At 70.7% G+C, this 19,542-nt stretch carries 20 protein-coding genes and 5 tRNA genes; 19 read left to right on the forward strand and 6 right to left on the reverse strand.

All coding sequences use genetic code 11. The features are described 5' to 3' along the window. Window positions 1-63: 63 nt before the first annotated feature. From ACIRDU_RS25930 to ACIRDU_RS25970, 9 genes are all read left to right on the forward strand, one after another. Complete coding sequence (locus ACIRDU_RS25930) at window positions 64-840, forward strand: fumarylacetoacetate hydrolase family protein (protein ID WP_403583290.1); 777 nt, start codon at window positions 64-66, stop codon at window positions 838-840. Continuing rightward, window positions 833-2,317, forward strand: coding sequence for a glutamate--tRNA ligase (gltX, locus tag ACIRDU_RS25935; protein ID WP_403583293.1), 1,485 nt, complete (start codon window positions 833-835; stop codon window positions 2,315-2,317). The genes ACIRDU_RS25930 and gltX overlap by 8 nt, the downstream gene beginning before the upstream one ends. A gap of 174 nt (window positions 2,318-2,491) precedes the next feature. Beyond that, window positions 2,492-4,705: a hypothetical protein gene (locus tag ACIRDU_RS25940; RefSeq protein ID WP_403583295.1), complete on the forward strand. Its 2,214-nt coding sequence runs from the start codon at window positions 2,492-2,494 to the stop codon at window positions 4,703-4,705. Between the two features lie 29 nt (window positions 4,706-4,734). Further along, entirely contained in the window at window positions 4,735-5,466 is a 732-nt protein-coding gene (locus ACIRDU_RS25945; RefSeq protein ID WP_403583298.1) for an HAD family hydrolase, read from the forward strand. Between the two features lie 89 nt (window positions 5,467-5,555). Next, a tRNA-Gln gene (locus ACIRDU_RS25950) sits at window positions 5,556-5,627 on the forward strand. A 21-nt stretch (window positions 5,628-5,648) separates the two neighbouring features. Further along, a tRNA-Glu gene (locus ACIRDU_RS25955) sits at window positions 5,649-5,721 on the forward strand. 41 nt (window positions 5,722-5,762) lie between these two features. After that, window positions 5,763-5,835 (forward strand) — tRNA-Glu (locus tag ACIRDU_RS25960). A 20-nt stretch (window positions 5,836-5,855) separates the two neighbouring features. Continuing rightward, a tRNA-Gln gene (locus ACIRDU_RS25965) sits at window positions 5,856-5,927 on the forward strand. A gap of 28 nt (window positions 5,928-5,955) precedes the next feature. Beyond that, a tRNA-Glu gene (locus ACIRDU_RS25970) sits at window positions 5,956-6,028 on the forward strand. A 174-nt stretch (window positions 6,029-6,202) separates the two neighbouring features. Here ACIRDU_RS25970 and ndgR read toward each other — a convergent pair. Beyond that, a complete protein-coding gene (gene ndgR, locus ACIRDU_RS25975; protein WP_003993203.1) occupies window positions 6,203-6,919 on the reverse strand; it encodes an IclR family transcriptional regulator NdgR in 717 nt (238 codons plus the stop codon). Window positions 6,920-7,114: 195 nt separating this feature from the next. Between ndgR and leuC the strand changes: the two genes are divergently transcribed. The 4 genes from leuC (at window position 7,115) to ACIRDU_RS25995 (ending at window position 10,426) form a co-directional block, all read left to right on the forward strand. Then, window positions 7,115-8,542 carry a 3-isopropylmalate dehydratase large subunit gene (gene leuC / locus ACIRDU_RS25980; protein ID WP_403583300.1) on the forward strand — a complete coding sequence of 476 codons (1,428 nt, stop codon included), beginning with the start codon at window positions 7,115-7,117 and terminating at the stop codon, window positions 8,540-8,542. Between the two features lie 6 nt (window positions 8,543-8,548). Continuing rightward, window positions 8,549-9,142: a 3-isopropylmalate dehydratase small subunit gene (gene leuD, locus ACIRDU_RS25985; protein ID WP_403583303.1), complete on the forward strand. Its 594-nt coding sequence runs from the start codon at window positions 8,549-8,551 to the stop codon at window positions 9,140-9,142. Between the two features lie 276 nt (window positions 9,143-9,418). Beyond that, entirely contained in the window at window positions 9,419-9,649 is a 231-nt protein-coding gene (locus ACIRDU_RS25990) for a hypothetical protein (protein ID WP_403583306.1), read from the forward strand. A 135-nt stretch (window positions 9,650-9,784) separates the two neighbouring features. Beyond that, a complete protein-coding gene (locus ACIRDU_RS25995) occupies window positions 9,785-10,426 on the forward strand; it encodes an HU family DNA-binding protein (protein ID WP_030851950.1) in 642 nt (213 codons plus the stop codon). Window positions 10,427-10,497: 71 nt separating this feature from the next. Here ACIRDU_RS25995 and ACIRDU_RS26000 read toward each other — a convergent pair whose 3' ends face one another. Together ACIRDU_RS26000 and cofC are read right to left on the reverse strand one after the other, a co-directional pair. After that, entirely contained in the window at window positions 10,498-10,701 is a 204-nt protein-coding gene (locus ACIRDU_RS26000; RefSeq protein ID WP_033313194.1) for a hypothetical protein, read from the reverse strand. Window positions 10,702-10,710: 9 nt separating this feature from the next. Beyond that, window positions 10,711-11,349 carry a 2-phospho-L-lactate guanylyltransferase gene (gene cofC / locus ACIRDU_RS26005; protein WP_403583308.1) on the reverse strand — a complete coding sequence of 213 codons (639 nt, stop codon included), beginning with the start codon at window positions 11,347-11,349 and terminating at the stop codon, window positions 10,711-10,713. Window positions 11,350-11,507: 158 nt separating this feature from the next. Between cofC and ACIRDU_RS26010 the strand changes: the two genes are divergently transcribed. From ACIRDU_RS26010 to ACIRDU_RS26020, 3 genes are read left to right on the forward strand one after another with little or no spacing between them, the layout of a single operon-like run. Then, window positions 11,508-12,293 carry a lysophospholipid acyltransferase family protein gene (locus ACIRDU_RS26010; RefSeq protein WP_403583310.1) on the forward strand — a complete coding sequence of 262 codons (786 nt, stop codon included), beginning with the start codon at window positions 11,508-11,510 and terminating at the stop codon, window positions 12,291-12,293. Next, window positions 12,290-13,300: an NAD(P)H-dependent glycerol-3-phosphate dehydrogenase gene (locus tag ACIRDU_RS26015; RefSeq protein WP_403583312.1), complete on the forward strand. Its 1,011-nt coding sequence runs from the start codon at window positions 12,290-12,292 to the stop codon at window positions 13,298-13,300. Before ACIRDU_RS26010 ends, ACIRDU_RS26015 begins: the two co-directional genes overlap by 4 nt. 59 nt (window positions 13,301-13,359) lie before the next feature. Continuing rightward, window positions 13,360-14,517, forward strand: coding sequence for a D-alanine--D-alanine ligase family protein (locus ACIRDU_RS26020; protein ID WP_403583314.1), 1,158 nt, complete (start codon window positions 13,360-13,362; stop codon window positions 14,515-14,517). A gap of 21 nt (window positions 14,518-14,538) precedes the next feature. Here ACIRDU_RS26020 and ACIRDU_RS26025 read toward each other — a convergent pair whose 3' ends face one another. Next, a complete protein-coding gene (locus tag ACIRDU_RS26025) occupies window positions 14,539-15,057 on the reverse strand; it encodes a DUF3515 domain-containing protein (RefSeq protein ID WP_403583316.1) in 519 nt (172 codons plus the stop codon). A gap of 20 nt (window positions 15,058-15,077) precedes the next feature. Next, on the reverse strand, window positions 15,078-15,311 hold the full coding sequence (locus tag ACIRDU_RS26030; RefSeq protein WP_003997603.1) for an Lrp/AsnC family transcriptional regulator: 234 nt from the start codon (window positions 15,309-15,311) through the stop codon (window positions 15,078-15,080). 206 nt (window positions 15,312-15,517) lie between these two features. On the opposite strand from ACIRDU_RS26030, the gene ACIRDU_RS26035 reads away from it, so the two are divergent. Next, a complete protein-coding gene (locus ACIRDU_RS26035) occupies window positions 15,518-16,483 on the forward strand; it encodes a thiamine-phosphate kinase (protein WP_403583318.1) in 966 nt (321 codons plus the stop codon). Then, complete coding sequence (gene thiD / locus ACIRDU_RS26040; protein WP_403583320.1) at window positions 16,480-17,277, forward strand: bifunctional hydroxymethylpyrimidine kinase/phosphomethylpyrimidine kinase; 798 nt, start codon at window positions 16,480-16,482, stop codon at window positions 17,275-17,277. Before ACIRDU_RS26035 ends, thiD begins: the two co-directional genes overlap by 4 nt. Window positions 17,278-17,359: 82 nt before the next feature. On the opposite strand, the gene rpmB is transcribed toward thiD, so the two are convergent. Continuing rightward, window positions 17,360-17,545, reverse strand: a complete 186-nt coding sequence (gene rpmB, locus ACIRDU_RS26045) for a 50S ribosomal protein L28 (RefSeq protein WP_003993230.1) — start codon at window positions 17,543-17,545, stop codon at window positions 17,360-17,362. 269 nt (window positions 17,546-17,814) lie between these two features. Here rpmB and ACIRDU_RS26050 point away from each other — a divergent pair, with 269 nt between their 5' ends. Continuing rightward, window positions 17,815-19,536 carry a DAK2 domain-containing protein gene (locus ACIRDU_RS26050; RefSeq protein WP_403583322.1) on the forward strand — a complete coding sequence of 574 codons (1,722 nt, stop codon included), beginning with the start codon at window positions 17,815-17,817 and terminating at the stop codon, window positions 19,534-19,536. Window positions 19,537-19,542: the final 6 nt, after the last annotated feature.

The raw sequence follows: 19,542 nt of genomic DNA on the forward strand, positions 1-19,542 counted from the left end.
ACCTCCCCGCGTTAGCCTGGACCGTCAGACTCCAGCCGCTTCAGTCAAGGGGCCAAGCATCCCGTGCGCATCGCCAGGTTCTCCATCGACGGGAACGTCGCCTTCGGCGCCATCGAGGGCGACAAGCAGGACGAACTCGTCCTGGACATCATCAAGGGCATCCCGTTCGCGGACTTCGAGCTCTCCGGTACGAAGGTGCCGGTGAGCAAGGTCAGGCTGCTGCCGCCGGTGCTCCCCAACAAGGTCGTGGCCTTCGGCCGCAACTACGCGGAGCACGCCCGCGAGCTGGGCAACGAGGTCCCCGACGCCCCCTTCGCGTTCTTCAAGCCGTCCACCTCGGTGATCGGCCCGGGCGACGAGATCCAGTACCCCTCCTTCTCCGAGGAGGTGCACCACGAGGCCGAGCTGGCCGTCGTGATCGGCCGGATGTGCCGCGAAGTCCCGCGCGAGCGCGTCAAGGACGTCATCTTCGGCTACACCTGCGCCAACGACATCACCGCCCGCGACGTGCAGAAGCGCGAGAAGCAGTGGGCCCGGGCCAAGGGCTTCGACAGCTCCTGCCCGCTCGGCCCCTGGGTGGAGACGGACCTGGACGCGAGTGACCTCACCATCCAGCTCACGGTCAACGGCCAGCAGCGCCAGCTCGGCCGGACCAGCGAGATGATCCACTCCGTCGAGGACCTGATCGTCAACATCTCCGAGGCCATGACGCTGCTCCCCGGCGACGTGATCCTCACCGGCACCCCGGCTGGGGTCGGCCCCCTGAACGTCGGCGACGAGGTCGCCGTCACCATCGAAGGCATCGGCACTCTCACCAACAAGGTTGTCAAGCGTGGCTAGCGCATCCGCCCCAGCAGTCCGTGTCCGTTTCTGCCCGTCGCCCACCGGTAACCCCCACGTGGGCCTGGTGCGCACCGCCCTGTTCAACTGGGCGTTCGCCAAGCACCACCAGGGCACCCTGGTGTTCCGCATCGAGGACACCGACGCGGCCCGCGACTCCGAGGAGTCGTACACCCAGCTGCTCGACTCGATGCGCTGGCTGGGCTTCGACTGGGACGAGGGCCCCGAGGTCGGCGGTCCGCACGCGCCGTACCGCCAGTCGCAGCGCATGGACCTGTACAAGGACGTCGCCGCCAAGCTGCTCGACGCCGGGCACGCCTACCACTGCTACTGCTCCCAGGAGGAGCTGGACACCCGCCGCGAGGCCGCTCGCGCCGCCGGCAAGCCGTCCGGCTACGACGGCCACTGCCGTGAGCTGACCGACGCCCAGGTCGAGGAGTACAAGGCCCAGGGCCGCGAGCCGATCGTCCGCTTCCGGATGCCCGACGAGACGATCACCTTCACCGACCTGGTCCGCGGCGAGCTGACCTTCACCCCGGAGAACGTCCCGGACTACGGCATCGTCCGCGCCAACGGCGCCCCGCTGTACACCCTGGTCAACCCGGTCGACGACGCCCTGATGGAGATCACCCACGTCCTGCGCGGCGAGGACCTGCTCTCCTCCACTCCGCGCCAGATCGCCCTGTACAAGGCGCTGATCGAGCTGGGCATCGCCAAGGAGATCCCGTCCTTCGGCCACCTGCCGTACGTGATGGGCGAGGGCAACAAGAAGCTCTCCAAGCGCGACCCGCAGTCCTCCCTCAACCTCTACCGGGAGCGCGGCTTCCTCCCCGAGGGCCTGCTCAACTACCTCTCGTTGCTCGGCTGGTCCCTCTCGGCCGACCAGGACATCTTCTCGACCGACGAGATGATCGCCGCGTTCGAGATCTCCGACGTGAACCCGAACCCGGCCCGCTTCGACCTGAAGAAGTGCGAGGCCATCAACAGCGACCACATCCGCCTGCTGGACGTGAAGGACTTCACGGAGCGTTGCCGCCCGTGGCTCCAGGCCCCGTTCGCACCCTGGGCCCCGGAGGCCTTCGACGAGGCGAAGTGGCAGGCCATCGCCCCGCACGCGCAGACCCGCCTCAAGGTCCTCTCCGAGATCACCGACAACGTCGACTTCCTGTTCCTGCCGGAGCCGGTCGCGGACGAGGCCAGCTGGACGAAGGCGATGAAGGAGGGCTCGGACGCCCTGCTGCGCACGGCCCGCGAGAAGCTTCAGGCCGCCGACTGGACCTCCGCCGAGTCGCTCAAGGAGGCCGTCCTGGCCGCCGGCGAGGCCCACGGCCTCAAGCTCGGCAAGGCCCAGGCCCCCGTCCGCGTCGCCGTCACGGGCCGCACGGTCGGGCTGCCGCTGTTCGAGTCCCTGGAGGTCCTGGGCAAGGAGACCACCCTGGCCCGGATCGACGCGGCGCTGGCGAAGCTGGCCGCGTAACGCGAAGCACCCACACGGCAAGGGCGGCGTCCGGTTCGGGCGCCGCCCTCGGCCGTGTCCGTCCAGCCGTCACCCGGAGTTCACCCTTCCGGCCAACTCTCGTCCCCCGTATGGACGTTGGATGCCCTCTGTGCGCACGGTGCGCCTGTGCGCCCTGGTACCGGGGGAGAGAGCATGATCCGTTCGCGAAGACTCGTCCACGCGGCCGTCGGCGGGGTGGTGGCCCTGTCCTGCACCGTGCTGACCGCACCCGCGCAGGCGGTGCCGCAGGCCGACGAGCCGGCCGGCACGGTGCGGCTCGTCACCGAGAAGCGCGTGACCGTCGACTACCCGTGGGCCGGCGCGTCCGGCTTCCAGTACCGGCCGGGGACCAGTGCGGTCACCACGGTGGACTACCCCGACACGGTCCCGCCCGCCCACGCCGGCCCGGACGACCTGGCCAGCGGCACCGACGTCGTGAACACCCACACCGGGCAGACCGTCACGCAGCGGCACCGCTCGACCGGCGTCACCGCCACCGTCACGATCCCCTCCGGCCACGCCTTCCGGGCCGCCGCGGGCTGGAGCGCGCTGACCATGGACGGCATCGGCGCCCTGCACGTGCTGCGCACCGTCGAGGGCACCCTCACCGTGGACACCCCGGTCACCGGCTTCCCCGCGGGCGCCCGGCCCGTCCTCTACCGCACCGGCGGCTCGGTCGGCCGTCTCGCGATCGTCTACACGCTCGACGGCAAGACGTCCGTGGGCCTGGTCGACCTCTCCGACGGCGCCTTCCGCACCTACGTCACCGGCGACACGGCGACCCCGCAGCTCGCCTTCAACGACCGCTGGCTGGTCGCCGACTGGAAGGCGATCCGGGTGGACGCCGAACCCGGCACCGAGCCCACCGCCCTCACCCGCACCGACGCCCAGCTCGAAGCCGTCGTGGGCGACCAACTCCTGCTCGGCAACCCGACGTTCGTCCTGGGCGGCACCGAGGCCGCACTGACCGCCCGTTCCCTGGTCACCGGCGCCTCCAGCACCGTGCTCAGCTCGTCGTTCGGAGGTATCGGCCCGACCCTGGACGGCGGCGCCCTGGCCACCGCGGGTCCCACCAGCCTCGACTGGAACATCCACCGCATCACTCCCACCGGCAGCGGTGGCCTCACCACCGCCGAGGTGGCCCGGGTCCCCGCCGCCGCGACCGGCGTGCAGGGACTGGCCGTCGCCGGCGGTGAGTTGTTCCTCCACGGCGCGACGCCGGGCGCCTCACTGCGCTACAACAGCTTCCAGCTGGACGCCACCGGCCGGCCCGACGGCCCCCAGACGCGCCGCAGCCCCGCCATGAGCCCGTCCGCCTGCCTCACCGGCGACGCCGCCTGCCCCCAGCTGGAGGCCCTCGGCGACGGCCGGGTCAGCCACCTGTGGACCAGCGAGACGGGCGAGGAGTCCGTCGTCACCGTGGGTCTCGACACCACCACCGTCCTCAGCGGGCCCACGGACGGCGACTCCACCGGCCGCATCGGCGGCGGCACCGGCCGGTACGTGCTCTACAACGGCGGCTCCGGCAAGCAGCGGGTGGTCGACTTCCCGCGCGCCGCGACCGCCGGCGAGACCGCCCTCACCCGCGACCGCACCGCCGCCGCGGTCTGGGGGCAGACCCTGTGGGCCCCGGGCAGCACCCCGGGCGCGGTCACCGGCCGCAACCTCAAGACCGGCACGGCCACCACCATCGCCACCGGCGCCCCCTGCACCCCCACCGACATCCAGGCCGTCAACACCTGGCTGTACTGGTCCTGCGGCAGCTCGGCGGGCGTCTACGACCGCGCCACCCACCGCAGGATCACGGTCCCGGCCGACACCGGCCCGGCCCGCCTCGCCGACGGCTTCCTGCTCCGCGAGAACCGCACCACCCACGAACTGCTGCTCACCGACTTCCACACCGGCACGGCCACCACCCGCACCCTGGTCAAGCTGCCCGCCACCGACCAGAACACCGGCGGCAGCAACGGCCGCTGGGCCGTCGACCGCTTCGGCGGCCACATCGCCTACCTCAACGGCACGTACGGCGAGGTGTCGATCGTCCCCAGCGGCGTCCCCACCTCGCCCCTGGCGCAGATGGAGGCCCAGGTCCCCTCGCCGTCCGTGATCGGCAAGGCGTTCCCCTGGACCCCGGTGTGGCAGCTGAACAAGCCCTCCACGTGGACCCTGACCCTCACCGACGCCTCCGGCAAGCTCATCCGCACTCTGACCGGCAGCTCCACGGGGGCCGCCGTACGCCCCGCCTGGGACGGCACCACCGACAGCGGCGGCGCCACCGGCGGCGCCCACACCTGGAAGCTCACCGCACACCCCCGCGACGGCCATGGCCCGGACCTCACGCTCTCCGGCACCATGACCCTGGGCTGAGAGCACACCGCGGTGGGTACGGTCGGAGCATGAGCATCCAAGCCGTGGTCTGGGACGTCGACGACACCCTCTTCGACTACACCACCGCCGACCGCCTCGGCATGCGCGCCCACCTCACGGCCGAGGGCCTGCTCGACCGCTACGACAGCGTCGAGCAGGCCATCGACCACTGGCGGGAGATCACCCACCTGCAGTGGGCCCGCTTCTCGGCCGGCGAGGCCACCTTCGAGGACCAGCGGCGCGACCGCGTACGGGTGTTCCTGGACCAGGACCTCACCGACGCCCAGGCCGACGCGTGGTTCCAGCGGTACGTCACCCACTACGAGGCGGTCTGGGCGCTCTTCCCCGACGTCCTGCCCGTCCTCGACGCCCTCTCCACCAGCCACCGGCACGCCGTGCTCTCCAACTCCAGCCTCCACGTCCAGGACCGCAAGCTGCGCGCCCTCGGCGTCCACGACCGCTTCGAGACCATCCTGTGCGCGGCCGAGCTCGGCGTCTCCAAGCCCGAGGCCGGGGCGTTCCTCGCGGCCTGCGATTTCCTCGGGCTGCCGCCGCACCAGGTCGCCTACGTCGGCGACCACCCGGAGATCGACGGGCGGGGTGCCGCCGACGCCGGACTGCTGTCGGTGTGGATCGACCGCAGCGGCCTCTACGCCACGATCGACCCGCCCGTCGGGCCGCACCGCATCGCGTCCCTGGGCGAACTGCCGTCTCTGCTCGGCTCGGATAGTCGTTTTGGAGCCCCGTCCACCTTCGGGTAATGTTCTTCCTGCGCCGCGGGGAGCGGGCCGGAAGGCCGGAATCCCAGGCGCACAGCTAGAACACGAACCCTCCGGGGCTTGCGTTCCAGTGGCCTATGGTGTAATTGGCAGCACGACTGATTCTGGTTCAGTTAGTCTTGGTTCGAGTCCAGGTAGGCCAGCTCGCAGAGCTCATCTGCATCGCCCCCGTTGTGTAGCGGCCTAGCACGCTGCCCTCTCAAGGCAGTAGCGCCGGTTCGAATCCGGTCGGGGGTACTGGTTCCAGGTGATCGGCGATCATCTCGGGACCGCTAGGGGCCCCCGTTGTGTAGCGGCCTAGCACGCCGCCCTCTCAAGGCGGTAGCGCCGGTTCGAATCCGGTCGGGGGTACTGACTGGTCTAAACCACATTGGTCTATGGTGTAATTGGCAGCACGACTGATTCTGGTTCAGTTAGTCTTGGTTCGAGTCCAGGTAGACCAGCTCGGACCTGCGGAAACGCAGTGTCCAGGCCCCCGTTGTGTAGCGGCCTAGCACGCCGCCCTCTCAAGGCGGTAGCGCCGGTTCGAATCCGGTCGGGGGTACGTAAGAGAGAGGCTCTCCACTTCTGTGGGGGGCCTTTTTCGTATGTGCTCAGGGGCGCGGGGAACTGCGCGATCAACCACGGCCGGCCGTCAGCCGACACGAACCCCAAGCTGTCATGGCGCCTGTTCGGGGAAAGCCTGCCGCGGCGTTGAGGCCGGCCTTCCCCGAAACGCTCAGCCGGTCCGCCGAAGTGCCTCGGAGAGGCGCCCCGCGGCATCGATCACAGCCTGCGCATGCATCCGCCCCGGGTGCCGCGTCAGACGCTCGATCGGCCCGGACACGGACACCGCAGCCACCACCCGGTTCGACGGCCCCCGCACCGGCGCGGAGACGGACGCGACGCCCGGCTCCCGCTCGCCGATCGACTGCGCCCAGCCCCGCCGCCGCACACCTGACAGCGCCGTCGCCGTGAAGCGCGCCCCCTGGAGCCCGCGGTGCAGCCGCTCCGGCTCCTCCCAGGCCATCAGGATCTGCGCCGAGGAACCGGCCTTCATCGTGAGCGTCGAACCGACCGGGACCGTGTCCCGCAGGCCGGACAGGCGCTCCGCCGCGGCGACGCAGATGCGCATGTCGCCCTGGCGGCGATAGAGCTGCGCGCTCTCGCCCGTGATGTCACGCAGATGTGTGAGCACCGGGCCGGCGGTCGCGAGGAGACGGTCCTCACCCGCGGCCGCGGCAAGCTCTGCCAGGCGAGGGCCGAGAATGAAACGACCCTGCATGTCGCGCGCCACCATGCGGTGGTGTTCCAGGGCCACGGCCAGGCGGTGGGCCGTGGGTCGTGCCAGTCCGGTGGCACCGACCAGACCCGCGAGGGTGGCCGGACCGGACTCCAGAGCGCTCAGGACGAGGGCCGCCTTGTCCAGAACGCCGACGCCGCTACTGTTGTCCATGAAACGATACTTGCGTCTCACTCTGTGAAACGCAAGTTCAAATTTCCGTGGAACGCGCCACCCTGGAATCACGAAGTCACAACGGCCCGTGACGTAAGGGCCTGGTGGTGTGTGCCCGGGATCAGGGGTACGGGCACCGCTTCCTCAAGATCTCTAGTTGGGCCGGCGGATCGTCGTCGGCCGGAGGGAACAGCGATGGGTAGGACACTCGCGGAGAAAGTCTGGGACGACCATGTCGTCCGGCGCGCGGAGGGCGAGCCCGACCTTCTCTTCATCGATCTGCACCTGCTGCACGAGGTGACCAGCCCGCAGGCCTTCGACGGCCTCCGCAAGAGCGGCCGCGGCGTGCGGCGCCTGGACCTCACCATCGCCACCGAGGACCACAACACCCCGACCCTCGACATCGACAAGCCGATCGCGGACCCGGTCTCCCGGGTGCAGCTGGAGACGCTGCGCAAGAACGCCGCCGAGTTCGGCGTGCGCCTGCACCCGCTGGGCGACGTCGAGCAGGGTGTCGTGCACGTCGTGGGCCCGCAGCTGGGCCTGACCCAGCCGGGCACGACCGTCGTGTGCGGTGACTCGCACACCTCCACGCACGGTGCTTTCGGCGCGCTGGCGTTCGGCATCGGCACCTCCCAGGTGGAGCACGTGCTGGCCACCCAGACGCTGCCGATGTCCCGCCCGAAGACCATGGCGATCACGGTCGACGGTGAACTGCCCGACGGCGTCACGGCCAAGGACCTGATCCTGGCGATCATCGCGAAGATCGGCACGGGCGGCGGCCAGGGCTACGTCCTGGAGTACCGCGGCGAGGCCATCGAGAAGCTCTCGATGGAAGCCCGGATGACCATCTGCAACATGTCGATCGAGGCCGGCGCCCGCGCGGGCATGATCGCCCCGGACGAGACCACCTTCGCCTACCTCAAGGGCCGCCCGCACGCCCCCGAGGGCGAGGACTGGGACGCGGCCGTCGCGTACTGGAAGACACTGAGGACGGACGAGGACGCCGAGTTCGACGCCGAGGTCGTCATCGACGCCTCCGCGTTGTCGCCGTTCGTCACCTGGGGCACCAACCCCGGGCAGGGCGCGCCGCTTTCGGCGTCCGTCCCCGATCCCGCTTCGTACGAAGACGCATCGGAGCGCTACGCCGCCGAAAAGGCCCTGGAGTACATGGGGTTGGAGGCCGGGCAGCCGCTTCGTTCCATCAAGGTGGACACCGTCTTCGTAGGCTCGTGCACCAACGGCCGCATCGAGGACCTGCGCGCCGCGGCCGAGCTGCTGAAGGACCGCAAAGTCGCCGACGGCGTACGGATGCTGGTCGTTCCGGGCTCCGCACGGGTGGGTCTGCAGGCCGTCTCCGAGGGGCTGGACGTGGTCTTCAAGGAGGCCGGCGCCGAGTGGCGGCACGCGGGCTGCTCGATGTGTCTGGGCATGAACCCCGACCAGCTGGCCCCCGGTGAGCGCTCCGCGTCCACCTCCAACCGCAACTTCGAGGGCCGGCAGGGCAAGGGCGGCCGGACGCATCTGGTGTCGCCGCAGGTCGCGGCCGCCACCGCCGTCCTGGGCCACCTGGCCTCCCCGGCCGACCTGTCCGCCGACGCCGTCACGCCCGCTGGAGTCTGATCAGTCATGGAAGCCTTCACCACCCACACCGGCCGGGCCGTCCCGCTGCGCCGCTCCAACGTCGACACCGACCAGATCATCCCCGCCCACTGGCTCAAGAAGGTCACGCGCGACGGGTTCGAGGACGGGCTGTTCGAGGCCTGGCGCAAGGACCCCGAGTTCGTGCTCAACCGGCCCGAGCGGCAGGGCGCGACCGTCCTGGTCGCCGGCCCCGACTTCGGCACCGGCTCCTCGCGTGAGCACGCCGTCTGGGCGTTGCAGAACTACGGCTTCAAGGCCGTGATCTCCTCCCGCTTCGCCGACATCTTCCGCGGCAACTCGCTCAAGAACGGCCTGCTCACGGTCGTTCTGGAGCAGAAGACCGTGGACGCGCTGTGGGAGCTCACCGAGAAGGACCCGCAGGCCGAGATCACCGTCGACCTGGAGAGCCGCCAGGTGCGGGCCGAGGGCATCACCGCCTCCTTCGAGCTGGACGAGAACTCCCGCTGGCGGCTGCTGAACGGCCTCGACGACATCTCGATCACCCTGCAGAACGAGGCCGACATCGCCGCCTACGAGGCGAAGCGCCCGGCGTTCAAGCCGAGGACGCTCCCGGTCTGACCCCGGGCACGATCCGCCGCCCCTGACAAGGCGACTTTCGGCCACCGCAACACCCCCTCTGTACCCCCGATCAGCCCGATCGGGGGTACAGCCGTGTCTGCACCCGAACGGCCCTGCCCACCCCCTGTTCAGCTGCCAACTTCCCGCGTTATGCCGGTGGTTGTCGGGGTACGTGAGTGGTACAGCCGTGACTTCCACGTGTGCCGGGAAGGCCGTTCGACGCGGCAGTTGTCCCCTGCGCAGGCGACAACTCGCCCCAGATGGCACAATCTGTGCATGGAACACGACGGCCAACTCGAGCTCTATGCGGCAGTCGCGGACCAACTCAAGGAAGCGCACACAAGGGTGCGCGCACTGCAAGTCCCGGAGGGCGTACGGATGGCGCTGACCCGGAAGCTGCTGGTCATTACGGCCGCGGCCAAGCACGATCTCGCCGACGCGGCAAGGCGGCTGGAGCGGTTCACCGCGGACCTCGACGAGGGACGTCTCCCCGACGAGGAAAGCTGAACCCCTCGACACCGTCGAGTTCGTTGCGGCACAAGGGTGATAAGCCCGTTTCGTGTTTGATTTGCGGTATATATCTGCCTAACGTGCGAAAAGCTTGAACACTTTCGTTCTGGCGATGTCTCCGAAGGGGAAGACGTGAACAAGGCGCAGCTCGTAGAAGCGATTGCCGACAAGATGGGCGGCCGCCAGCAGGCCGCCGACGCTGTCGACCATGTACTGGACGCCATCGTCCGCGCGGTCGTCTCGGGTGAGCGGGTTTCGGTCACCGGCTTCGGTTCGTTCGAGAAGGTCGACCGTCCGGCGCGGTACGCCCGTAACCCCCAGACCGGCGAGCGGGTTCGGGTCAAGAAGACCTCCGTTCCGCGCTTCCGTGCAGGTCAGGGCTTCAAGGACCTGGTCAGCGGCTCGAAGAAGCTGCCGCGCGGCGGCGAGGTCTCCGTCAAGAAGGCGCCGAAGGGCAGTCTGACCGGAGGCGCCGGCGCGACGGTCAAGAAGGCCGCCGCGAAGAAGGCGACCACGAAGTCGGCCGCCGCGAAGAAGACCACCGCCAAGAAGACGACGGCGAAGAAGGCCACCACGAAGACGGCGGCCGCGAAGAAGACCACCGCGAAGAAGGCGCCCGCCAAGAAGACCACGGCGACGTCCAAGACCACCGCCGCGAAGAAGACCACCGCGAAGAAGGCCCCGGCGAAGAAGGCCACCGCCAAGAAGGCGCCCGCCAAGAAGTCGACGGCGCGCAAGACCACCGCCAAGAAGACCACCGCCCGCAAGAAGTAAGGGCGCTGGGGCACTCACGCGCCGGGCCGGACTCCGCATGGAGTCCGGCCCGCGGCGTGTTCAGCAAGTGATCAGAGGGTCTGCAGGGTCACCAGAGTGATCCGCGGGGCGTCTTTCGCGCCCTCCACCTCGATACGGACCCGCTGGCCCGGGCGCAGCAGTCTGAGACCCCCCGCGTCGAACGCGGCCGCGTCGAAGGGCACCGGGGTGCCGTCGTCCAGGAGCACCTGCCCGCTGCGGCTTTCGGGGTCGTACGTGTACGCGGTCGCCTGCATGGCCGCAGCCTACTGCCCGGGGATCAGCAACCGCGCGGCGGCCGCGGCCGTATGAGGACCGACCCCCAGGGCCAGCGCGCTGCGCAGGTCGTCGCCGGTGTCGACGTCCTGGCGTACGGAATCCACTGCGGTGAGGGGCAGTTCCACGGCCCCGGAGGCACGGTGCCGGGTCCGGGAATCCGGCCCGAAGGCCGGGTGCAATTCACGGCCCGGGGCGGCGGCCAGCAAGGTGGTGCCGATTGCGGCCGCGTCCGGAAGAAATGCGCGCGGGAATTCAGCGGCGGCTTCCAGTACCCGGGACAATTCCGCGGGGCGCAGGGCCGGCAGATCGGCGTTCAGTGCGGCCACCGCACCGGCCGGGCGGGCGGACCGTACGGCCCCCGTCGCGTGTGCGAGGGCGGCGTTGAGGCCGCCGCCCGGCTCGTCGGGGATGATCGCGGCGCCCAGTGCGGCCAGCTCACGGCCCGCCCGGGCGTCGTCCGTGACGACTGCCACATCACGTACCGCGGGGCAGGCCAGCGCGGCCGCCACCGTGTCCTGGGCGAAGGCCAGTGCCAGGTCCGGCCGCAGCCCGTCGTCCGCGGTGTCCGCAAGCCTGCTCTTGGCCTGGGCCAGGGGCTTCAGGGGTACGACCAGGGTCCACTGCACGGGTGTTCCGTCCTCCTCTTGTCGCGGTCATTGTCACCCGGGGCATCGGGCGGGCGGTGTGTCGGGGCGTACGGTGTTCTCGACAGACCGGCGGCCCGGGGCGACACTTGTGCGGCCCCCCGTGGCCCCGGCTTCACGCCCTAGAGGAAGGTGTCCGCGTGCCCCGCCGCAGAATCGGCTTCTGGTACCGCTTCGCCGCGGTGATCTGCAAACCGCCGCTGGTGGTTCTGCTCAGGCGGGACTGGCGTGGAATGGAGCACATTCCGGCCGAGGGTGGATTTATCACCGCGGTGAACCATAATTCGCACATCGACCCCTTCGCTTACGCGCACTTTCAGTACAACACCGGGCGCGTCCCGCGATTCCTCGCGAAGAGCGGGCTTTTCAAGAAGGGATTCGTCGGAGCCGCGATGCGCGGTACCGGACAGATTCCCGTCTACCGCGAGAGCACGGATGCGCTGAGCGCCTTCCGGGCCGCGATCGACGCCGTGGACCGCGGGGAATGCGTCGCCTTCTATCCCGAGGGCACTCTCACCCGCGACCCGGACGGCTGGCCCATGACCGGCAAGACCGGTGCCGCGCGCGTCGCCCTGCAGACCAAGTGCCCGGTGATTCCCGTCGCCCAGTGGGGCTGCAACGAGCTGCTGCCGCCGTACGCGAAGAAGCCGCATCTGCTGCCGCGCAAGACGCACCGCGTGCTCGCCGGGCCGCCCGTGGACCTCGCGCGGTTCTACGACCGGGAGATGACCGCGGACCTGCTGAAGGAGGCCACGGAGGTCATCATGGCCGCCGTCACCGCCCAGCTGGAGCTGATCCGCGGCGAGAAGGCGCCCGAGACGCCGTACGACCCGCGCCGGGAGCGGATCGAGCAGCGGCGCCGCACGCAGGCGCAGACGCAGACGAAGTCCGGACAGACCGTGCAGGAAGAGGGGCTGGGCAAGTGAGCAAGGCGGTCAAGGCGGCGGTGCTGAGCGCCGGTTCGTGGGGTACGGCCTTCGGTATGGTGCTCGCCGACGCGGGGTGCGAGGTCACCCTGTGGGCGCGCCGCCCGGAGGTCGTGGAGGCGATCAACTCCACGCGGACCAATCCCGACTACTTCCCGGGCGTCGAGCTCCCGGAGAACGTGCGGGCCACCACCGATCCCGCGCAGGCCGCCGCGGACGCCGACTTCACGGTCCTGTCGGTCCCCTCGCAGACCCTGCGCGGCAACCTCGCCGAGTGGAGCCCCCTGCTGGCCCCCGGCACGGTCCTCGTGTCGCTGATGAAGGGTGTCGAACTCGGCTCCGCGATGCGGATGAGCGAGGTCATCGACGACGTCGCCAAGGTCGGCCCGGACCGGATCGCCGTGGTCACCGGGCCCAACCTGGCCCGGGAGATCGCCGCGCGGATGCCGGCGGCGGCCGTGGTGGCCTGCACCGACGAGGCCGTCGCCCAGCGGCTCCAGGCCGCCTGCCACACGCCGTACTTCCGCCCGTACACCAATACGGACGTGGTGGGCTGCGAACTGGGCGGAGCCGTGAAGAACGTCATCGGCCTCGCCGTCGGCATCGCGGACGGCATGGGTCTCGGCGACAACGCCAAGGGCTCCCTCATCACCCGCGGCCTCGCCGAGACCACCCGGCTCGGCATGGCGCTCGGCGCCGACCCGCTGACCTTCTCCGGACTCGCGGGCCTGGGCGACCTGGTGGCCACGTGCTCCTCGCCGCTGTCGCGCAACCACACCTTCGGCACCAACCTCGGCAAGGGCATGACCCTCCAGGAGACCATCGCGGTCACCAAGCAGACCGCCGAGGGCGTCAAGTCCTGCGAGTCGGTGCTGGATCTGGCCCGGCGGCACGGCGTCGACATGCCCATCACGGAGACGGTCGTCGGCATCGTGCACGAGGGCAAGGCTCCGGTGGTGGCCCTCAAGGAGCTGATGTCGCGCAGCGCGAAGCCCGAACGACGCTGAGCGACGCGAGGCCGCACGCGCTTACTCACCGCCCTACGGGCGGGTACTCTCGACGCGATATGAGCACCGAGAACCTCCCCCAGAGCCCCGAGCAGCCGCCTCGCAAGCCGCGTGTGGCCGTCGTGTTCGGCGGGCGCAGCTCCGAACACGGGATCTCCGTGGTCACCGCCGGCGCCGTCCTCAAGGCCATCGACCGGACGAAGTACGACGTCCTGCCGATCGGCATCACCCAGGACGGGCGTTGGGCGCTCACGGCGGACGAACCGGAGCGGATGGCGATCGTCGACAGGCGCCCGCCGAGTGTCGACCTGCTCGCCGAGTCCGCCGAGGGCGCGGTGATCCTCCCGGTCGACCCCGCCAGCCGCGAAGTCGTCTACAGCGAGCCGGGTTCGGTCCCCAAGGCCCTCGGCGAGGTCGACGTGGTCTTCCCGGTGCTGCACGGCCCGTACGGCGAGGACGGCACCCTCCAGGGCCTCCTGGAGCTCTCCGGAGTCCCGTACGTGGGTTCGGGTGTGCTCGCCTCGGCCGTGGGCCAGGACAAGGAGTACATGAAGCGGGTGTTCACCTCCTTCGGGCTGAAGGTGGGCCCGTACGTGGTGGTGCGCCCGCGCGAGTGGCATCGGGATCAGGCCGCCGCCCGCAAGAAGATCGTCGACTTCGCCGGCGAGCACGGCTGGCCGCTGTTCGTGAAGCCCTCGCGGGCCGGTTCCTCGATCGGCATCACCAAGGTCGACGACCTCTCCGGGCTCGACGAGGCCATCGCCGAGGCCCAGCGGCACGACCCGAAGATCCTGGTGGAGGCCGCGCTGCGCGGCCGTGAGATCGAGTGCGGCGTCCTGGAGTTCGAGGACGGCCCCCGGGCCTCCCTCCCGGCGGAGATCCCCTCGCCCGAGACGCACGCCTACTACGACTTCGAAGCCAAGTACATCGACTCCACACCGGGTCTCGTCCCGGCGCCCCTCACCCCTCAGGAGACGGCCGAGGTCCAGCGCCTGGCGGTCGACGCGTTCGAGGCGGCGTCCTGCGAGGGCCTGGTCCGCGCGGACTTCTTCCTCACCGAGGACGGCGAGTTCGTGATCAACGAGATCAACACGATGCCCGGCTTCACGCCCATCTCGATGTATCCGCAGATGTGGCAGGCGAGCGGGGTGAGCTACCCGGAGCTGATCGACCTGCTGGTGCAGGCGGCACTGCGCAGGTCGACCGGCCTGCGGTGAACCGGCCCCGGAACGCGGGCTTCAGGAGGCGATCCCCTCGGGGATCGCCTTTTTCACAGCGGCGGCCAGATCGATCAGCACCCCCGAGCTGTCCACGCCCTGCGGCGCCCGGACCTCGACGTACGCCTCGCGGTTGGCGGTGGTGAACCGGTACCCCCCGCCGTCCTGCTTCTCCATCAGCCAGTCGACGCCGTTCACGCCCCCGGCGACCGCATCCGGATCCCGCCCGTCCGCCACCTTCGGGTCGATCATCTTCGGCGGCTGCGGCACACCGCAGCGAAGTATGATCGCCGGGCTGCCCCAGCCCGCCGTCAGCGCCGACGCGGGCTCGGGATCATCGCGGCGCTCACCGTCCACCTTCGCGGGCAGTACCTTGTCCAGGTTCCGGCACAGTTCCGCGACCTTCGCGTCCGGACTGGGAACCGCCGCCGCCGCGCTGTCGTCTGCTGATGAGCAGCCCGCAGCAGTGATCAACAGCGCGACAGCGGGCAGGCGGAACACGCGGAACACACAACGGTGCCGGTGACGGAAAGAGTTCACCGGCACAGGGTAGACGGGGGCTACAGATGGACGACCGGACAGGTCAGGGTGCGGGTGATGCCGTCCACCTGCTGAACCTTGGCGACCACCATGCGACCGAGATCGTCGACGGTGTCGGCCTGCGCCCGCACGATCACGTCGTACGGTCCCGTCACGTCCTCGGCCTGGATGACGCCAGGGATCTTGCTGATCGTCTCGGCGACGGTCGACGCCTTGCCGACCTCCGTCTGGATCAGGATGTACGCCTGTACCACGGAACCTCCAGGGCGGCCACGAGGATCATGTGGGGAAAAGGAACGCCACGGTATCGCGTCGCCGCTCGCCGCGGGGAGACCTGCGGGGACCGGGTCTTGCGTGCCGGGGTGCAGGTCCGGCAGAACTGGACGGTCACTTCGACCGTAGCGAGGACCGAGATGCCTCGCGACCGGGAACGGACAGGGACAGAAGGGGAGAAAGGGCAATGAAGGGCACTGTTGGTGAGCTCGGTGAGTTCGGGCTCATCAGGGAGCTCACCTCCCGTCTGACCACCACCCCGGCGGTCCGGGTCGGCCCCGGCGACGACGCCGCCGTGGTGGCCGCGCCCGACCGCAGGGTCGTGGCGAGCACGGACATCCTGGTGGAGGGCCGGCACTTCCGGCGGGACTGGTCGACGGCCTACGACGTGGGCCGCAAGGCTGCCGCGCAGAACCTCGCCGACATCGCCGCCATGGGCGCCGTACCGACCGCGCTGCTGCTCGGCCTGGTCGTCCCGGCCGAGCTGCCGGTGACCTGGCCGAGCGAGCTGATGGACGGCCTGCGCGACGAATGCCAGGTGGCGGGCGCCGCCGTGGTCGGCGGTGATGTCGTACGCGGCGACTCGATCATGGTGTCGATCACCGCGCTCGGCGATCTGCGCAACCAGGAGCCGGTGACACGGGCGGGCGCCCGGCCCGGCGATCTCGTCGCGGTGACCGGCTGGCTGGGCTGGTCGGCCGCCGGGTACGCGGTGCTGTCGCGTGGGTTCCGCTCGCCGCGGGCGTTCGTGGAGGCCCACCGGCGGCCCGAGCCGCCGTACCACGCGGGTCCCGCCGCCGCCGGGCTCGGGGCGACCGCGATGTGCGACGTGAGCGACGGGCTGATCGCCGACCTCGGGCACATCGCCGAGGCGAGCAAGGTCCGCATCGACATCCGCTCCGGGGCGATCGACATCCCGTCCCAGATGAACGACATCGGGCAGGCCGTCGGGGTCGACCCGATGCAGTGGGTGCTGACCGGGGGAGAGGACCACGCGATCGTGGCGACGTTCCCGCCGGACGTGAAGCTGCCCGCCCGCTGGAAGGTCATCGGCGAGGTCCTCAACCCCTCGGCGCTGCCTCAGGTGACGGTCGACGGGGCACCGTGGACCAGCAAGGGCGGCTGGGACCACTTCGGGGACATAGAGTCATGATCCCCAACGTCCTCACGGTGGCGGGCTCCGACTCCGGCGGCGGAGCGGGCATCCAGGCCGACCTCAAGACGATGCTCGCGCTCGGCGTGCACGGCATGAGCGTCGTCACGGCGGTGACCGCGCAGAACTCCCTCGGTGTGCAGGGGGCTTGGGAACTGCCCGTGGAGGCCGTGCGGGCCCAGTACCGCAGCGTCGTCGACGACATCGGCGTCCAGGCCGTCAAGACCGGGATGCTGGCCTCCGCGGAACTCGTGGAGGCGGTCGCCGAGTTGATCGCCGGGACGGACGCCCCGGCCGTCGTCGACCCGGTGGGCGTCTCCAAGCACGGCGACGCCCTGCTCGCCGCCTCCGCGCTGGACTCCGTCCGTACGAAGCTGCTGCCGGTGGCGACGGTCGCCACACCGAACCTCGACGAGGTGACCCAGATCACGGGCGTACGGGTCGCGTCGGAGGGGGAGATGCGGGAGGCCGCGGCGGCCGTCCTCGCGTACGGGCCGCGCTGGGCGCTGATCAAGGGTGGGCACCTCCCCGGCGACGCCGTCGACCTGCTCACCGACGGTTCCGAGGAGCACTGGCTGCGGGCGCCGCGGCACGACAACCGCCACACCCACGGCACCGGCTGCACGCTCGCCTCCGCGATCGCCTCCCAGCTCGCGAAGGGGCAGTCCGTGCCGGAGGCGGTGGCGGCGGCGAAGCGGTACGTCACGGGGGCCGTCGCGGCCGGGTTCGCGCGCGGTGGGGGGATCGGGCCGGTGGATCACGGCTGGCGCTTCCGGGCGGGGCCCGAGCGCTGATGTCCAGGCACGGCAAAGAGCCGGCCCACCGAGGTGGACCGGCTTTGCAGCGAACCAGCAGTGGCCGCGCGCTAGCTGAGCGTCAGCGCGAGACCTTGCCGGCCTTGATGCACGAGGTGCAAGCGTTCACGCGCTTCGGCGTCCCGCCCACCACGGTACGCACACGCTGGATGTTCGGGTTCCAGCGGCGGGACGTACGGCGGTGCGAGTGCGAGATGTTGTTGCCGAAGCCCGGCCCCTTGCCGCAGACGTCGCAGTTGGCAGCCACGGGTCACTCCAAAGACTTCAGATGCACTTACGGTTGATCCCGGCAGGCCGGAATCAAGATTCTCGGGCTTTGAGGAGCCGGTCGAAATCTGAGTGGCGTTGCCAGGGGGAAGGCCCGATCAGATCGGGCAACCGGAGCAGCATACAACGGCTGCACCCGTAGAACGAAACTACCACGGCAGCTCAGGGGCCCGGTCCCCTCCCTCTTCCGGTGAAACACCGCCCCGGGGTCTACGCTGCGTGCCACGTCCAGCAGCTCAGGGAGGCGCGGTGGCGCAGGTGCCGCAGACATTCTTCGATGCTCTCGCGGTGCGCACCTGGTGTGGTCTCGCGCTCGAGACCCTGGGGCGGGCGCGTGAGGAGATCGACGCGATCAATGTCTATCCGGTCGCGGACGGGGACACCGGCACGAACCTGTATCTGACCGTGGAGTCGGCCGTCGCGGCGGTCGAGGCGGTCTTCGCCGGGCACGCGGCGGGGTCCGGCCCGGACGGGCCGACGCTCGCCGACGCCACCCGGGCGATGGCGCACGGGGCGCTCATCGGCGCCCGCGGGAACTCCGGGACGATCCTCGCCCAGCTGCTGCGCGGCATGGCCCAGGTGCTGGCCGACGACGACATCGCCCACGCGGACGGCCAGAGCCTGCGGCTCGCCCTGCGGCAGGCGGCCGATTCCGCCCGCCGGGCCGTCGCCCACCCCGTGGAGGGCACCGTCCTCACGGTCGCCTCGGCCGCCGCCGACGCCGCGGACGGTGCGGAGGGCGACTGCGGGACCGTGGCCCGGGCGGCCTACGACGGAGCCCGCGCGGCCCTCGCCGCGACCCCGGGCCAGCTGCCCGTCCTGGAGCGCGCCGGGGTGGTCGACGCCGGGGGGCGGGGGCTGGTGGCGGTGCTCGGGGCGCTGGTGGAGACGTTCACGGGGGAGAGGGCGCGGGGGGTGGCGGAAAGTGCGTACACCGGCCCCGTAGAGATTCCCCGCGCGCGCGTGGACTCCGCCGCGGACCCCGTACCGGCCGACGGCGTCTCGGGTGAGTGCGGCGACGGCGCCCCTGCCGTGCCGGGTCAGGAGGGGCCGGCCTTCGAGGTGATCTACCTTCTGGAGGCCGGGGACCTGGCAGTGGAGCGGCTGCGGGAGCGGCTCGACGCCCTCGGGGACTCTCTCGTCGTGGTCGGCGGCGACGGACTGTGGAACGTCCACGTCCATGTGGACGACGCGGGCGCCGCTGTCGAGGCCGGCGTCGAGGCCGGGCGGCCCCACCGGATCCGCATCACGCACTTCGGCGCGGGCGACGTGCACACCACCGGCGCCGAGCGGCCGCCCCGGGAACGCGCCCAGCGGGCCGTCGTGGCCGTCGTGCCCGGTGAGGGTCTGGCCGGTCTGTACACCGAGGCCGGTGCGACGACCGTGCTCGCACGCCCCGGTGAGCCGCCCGCGAGCGGCGAGCTCGTCCAGGCCGTACGGCGCGCCCACGCGCGCGAGGTGGTGCTGCTGCCCAACGACGCCGACCTGCGCCACACGGCCGCTGCGGCCGCCGAGCAGGTCCGCACGGAGGGCATCCGCGTGGCGCTGATCCCGACCCGCTCGGCCGTCCAGGGCATCGCGGCGCTGGCCGTGCACGAGCCGGACCGCCGCTTCGACGAGGACGTCGTGTCGATGACCTCGGCCGCCGGGGCCACCCGCTACGCCGAGGTCACCGTCGCCGAACGCCAGTCCTGGACGATGGCCGGCATCTGCCAGGCCGGCGATGTCCTGGGTCTCATCGACGGGGACGTGGCCGTGATCGGCTCGGACGTCGCCGAGACCGCCGGGACCGTTCTCGACCGCATGCTGGCGGCCGGGGGTGAGATGGTCACCCTGGTCCTCGGCGACGAGGCCCCCGACTCCCTCGCCGAGCATCTGGAGGGCCGGGTCCGCGAGAGGTACCTCGCCGTCGACACGGTTCTGTACCGGGGCGGACGGCAGGGGGCCCTGCTCCTCATCGGCGTGGAGTAGGGCCGG

It is taken from the genome of Streptomyces sp. NPDC093598 (assembly GCF_044764825.1).
Lineage (GTDB): Bacteria > Actinomycetota > Actinomycetes > Streptomycetales > Streptomycetaceae > Streptomyces.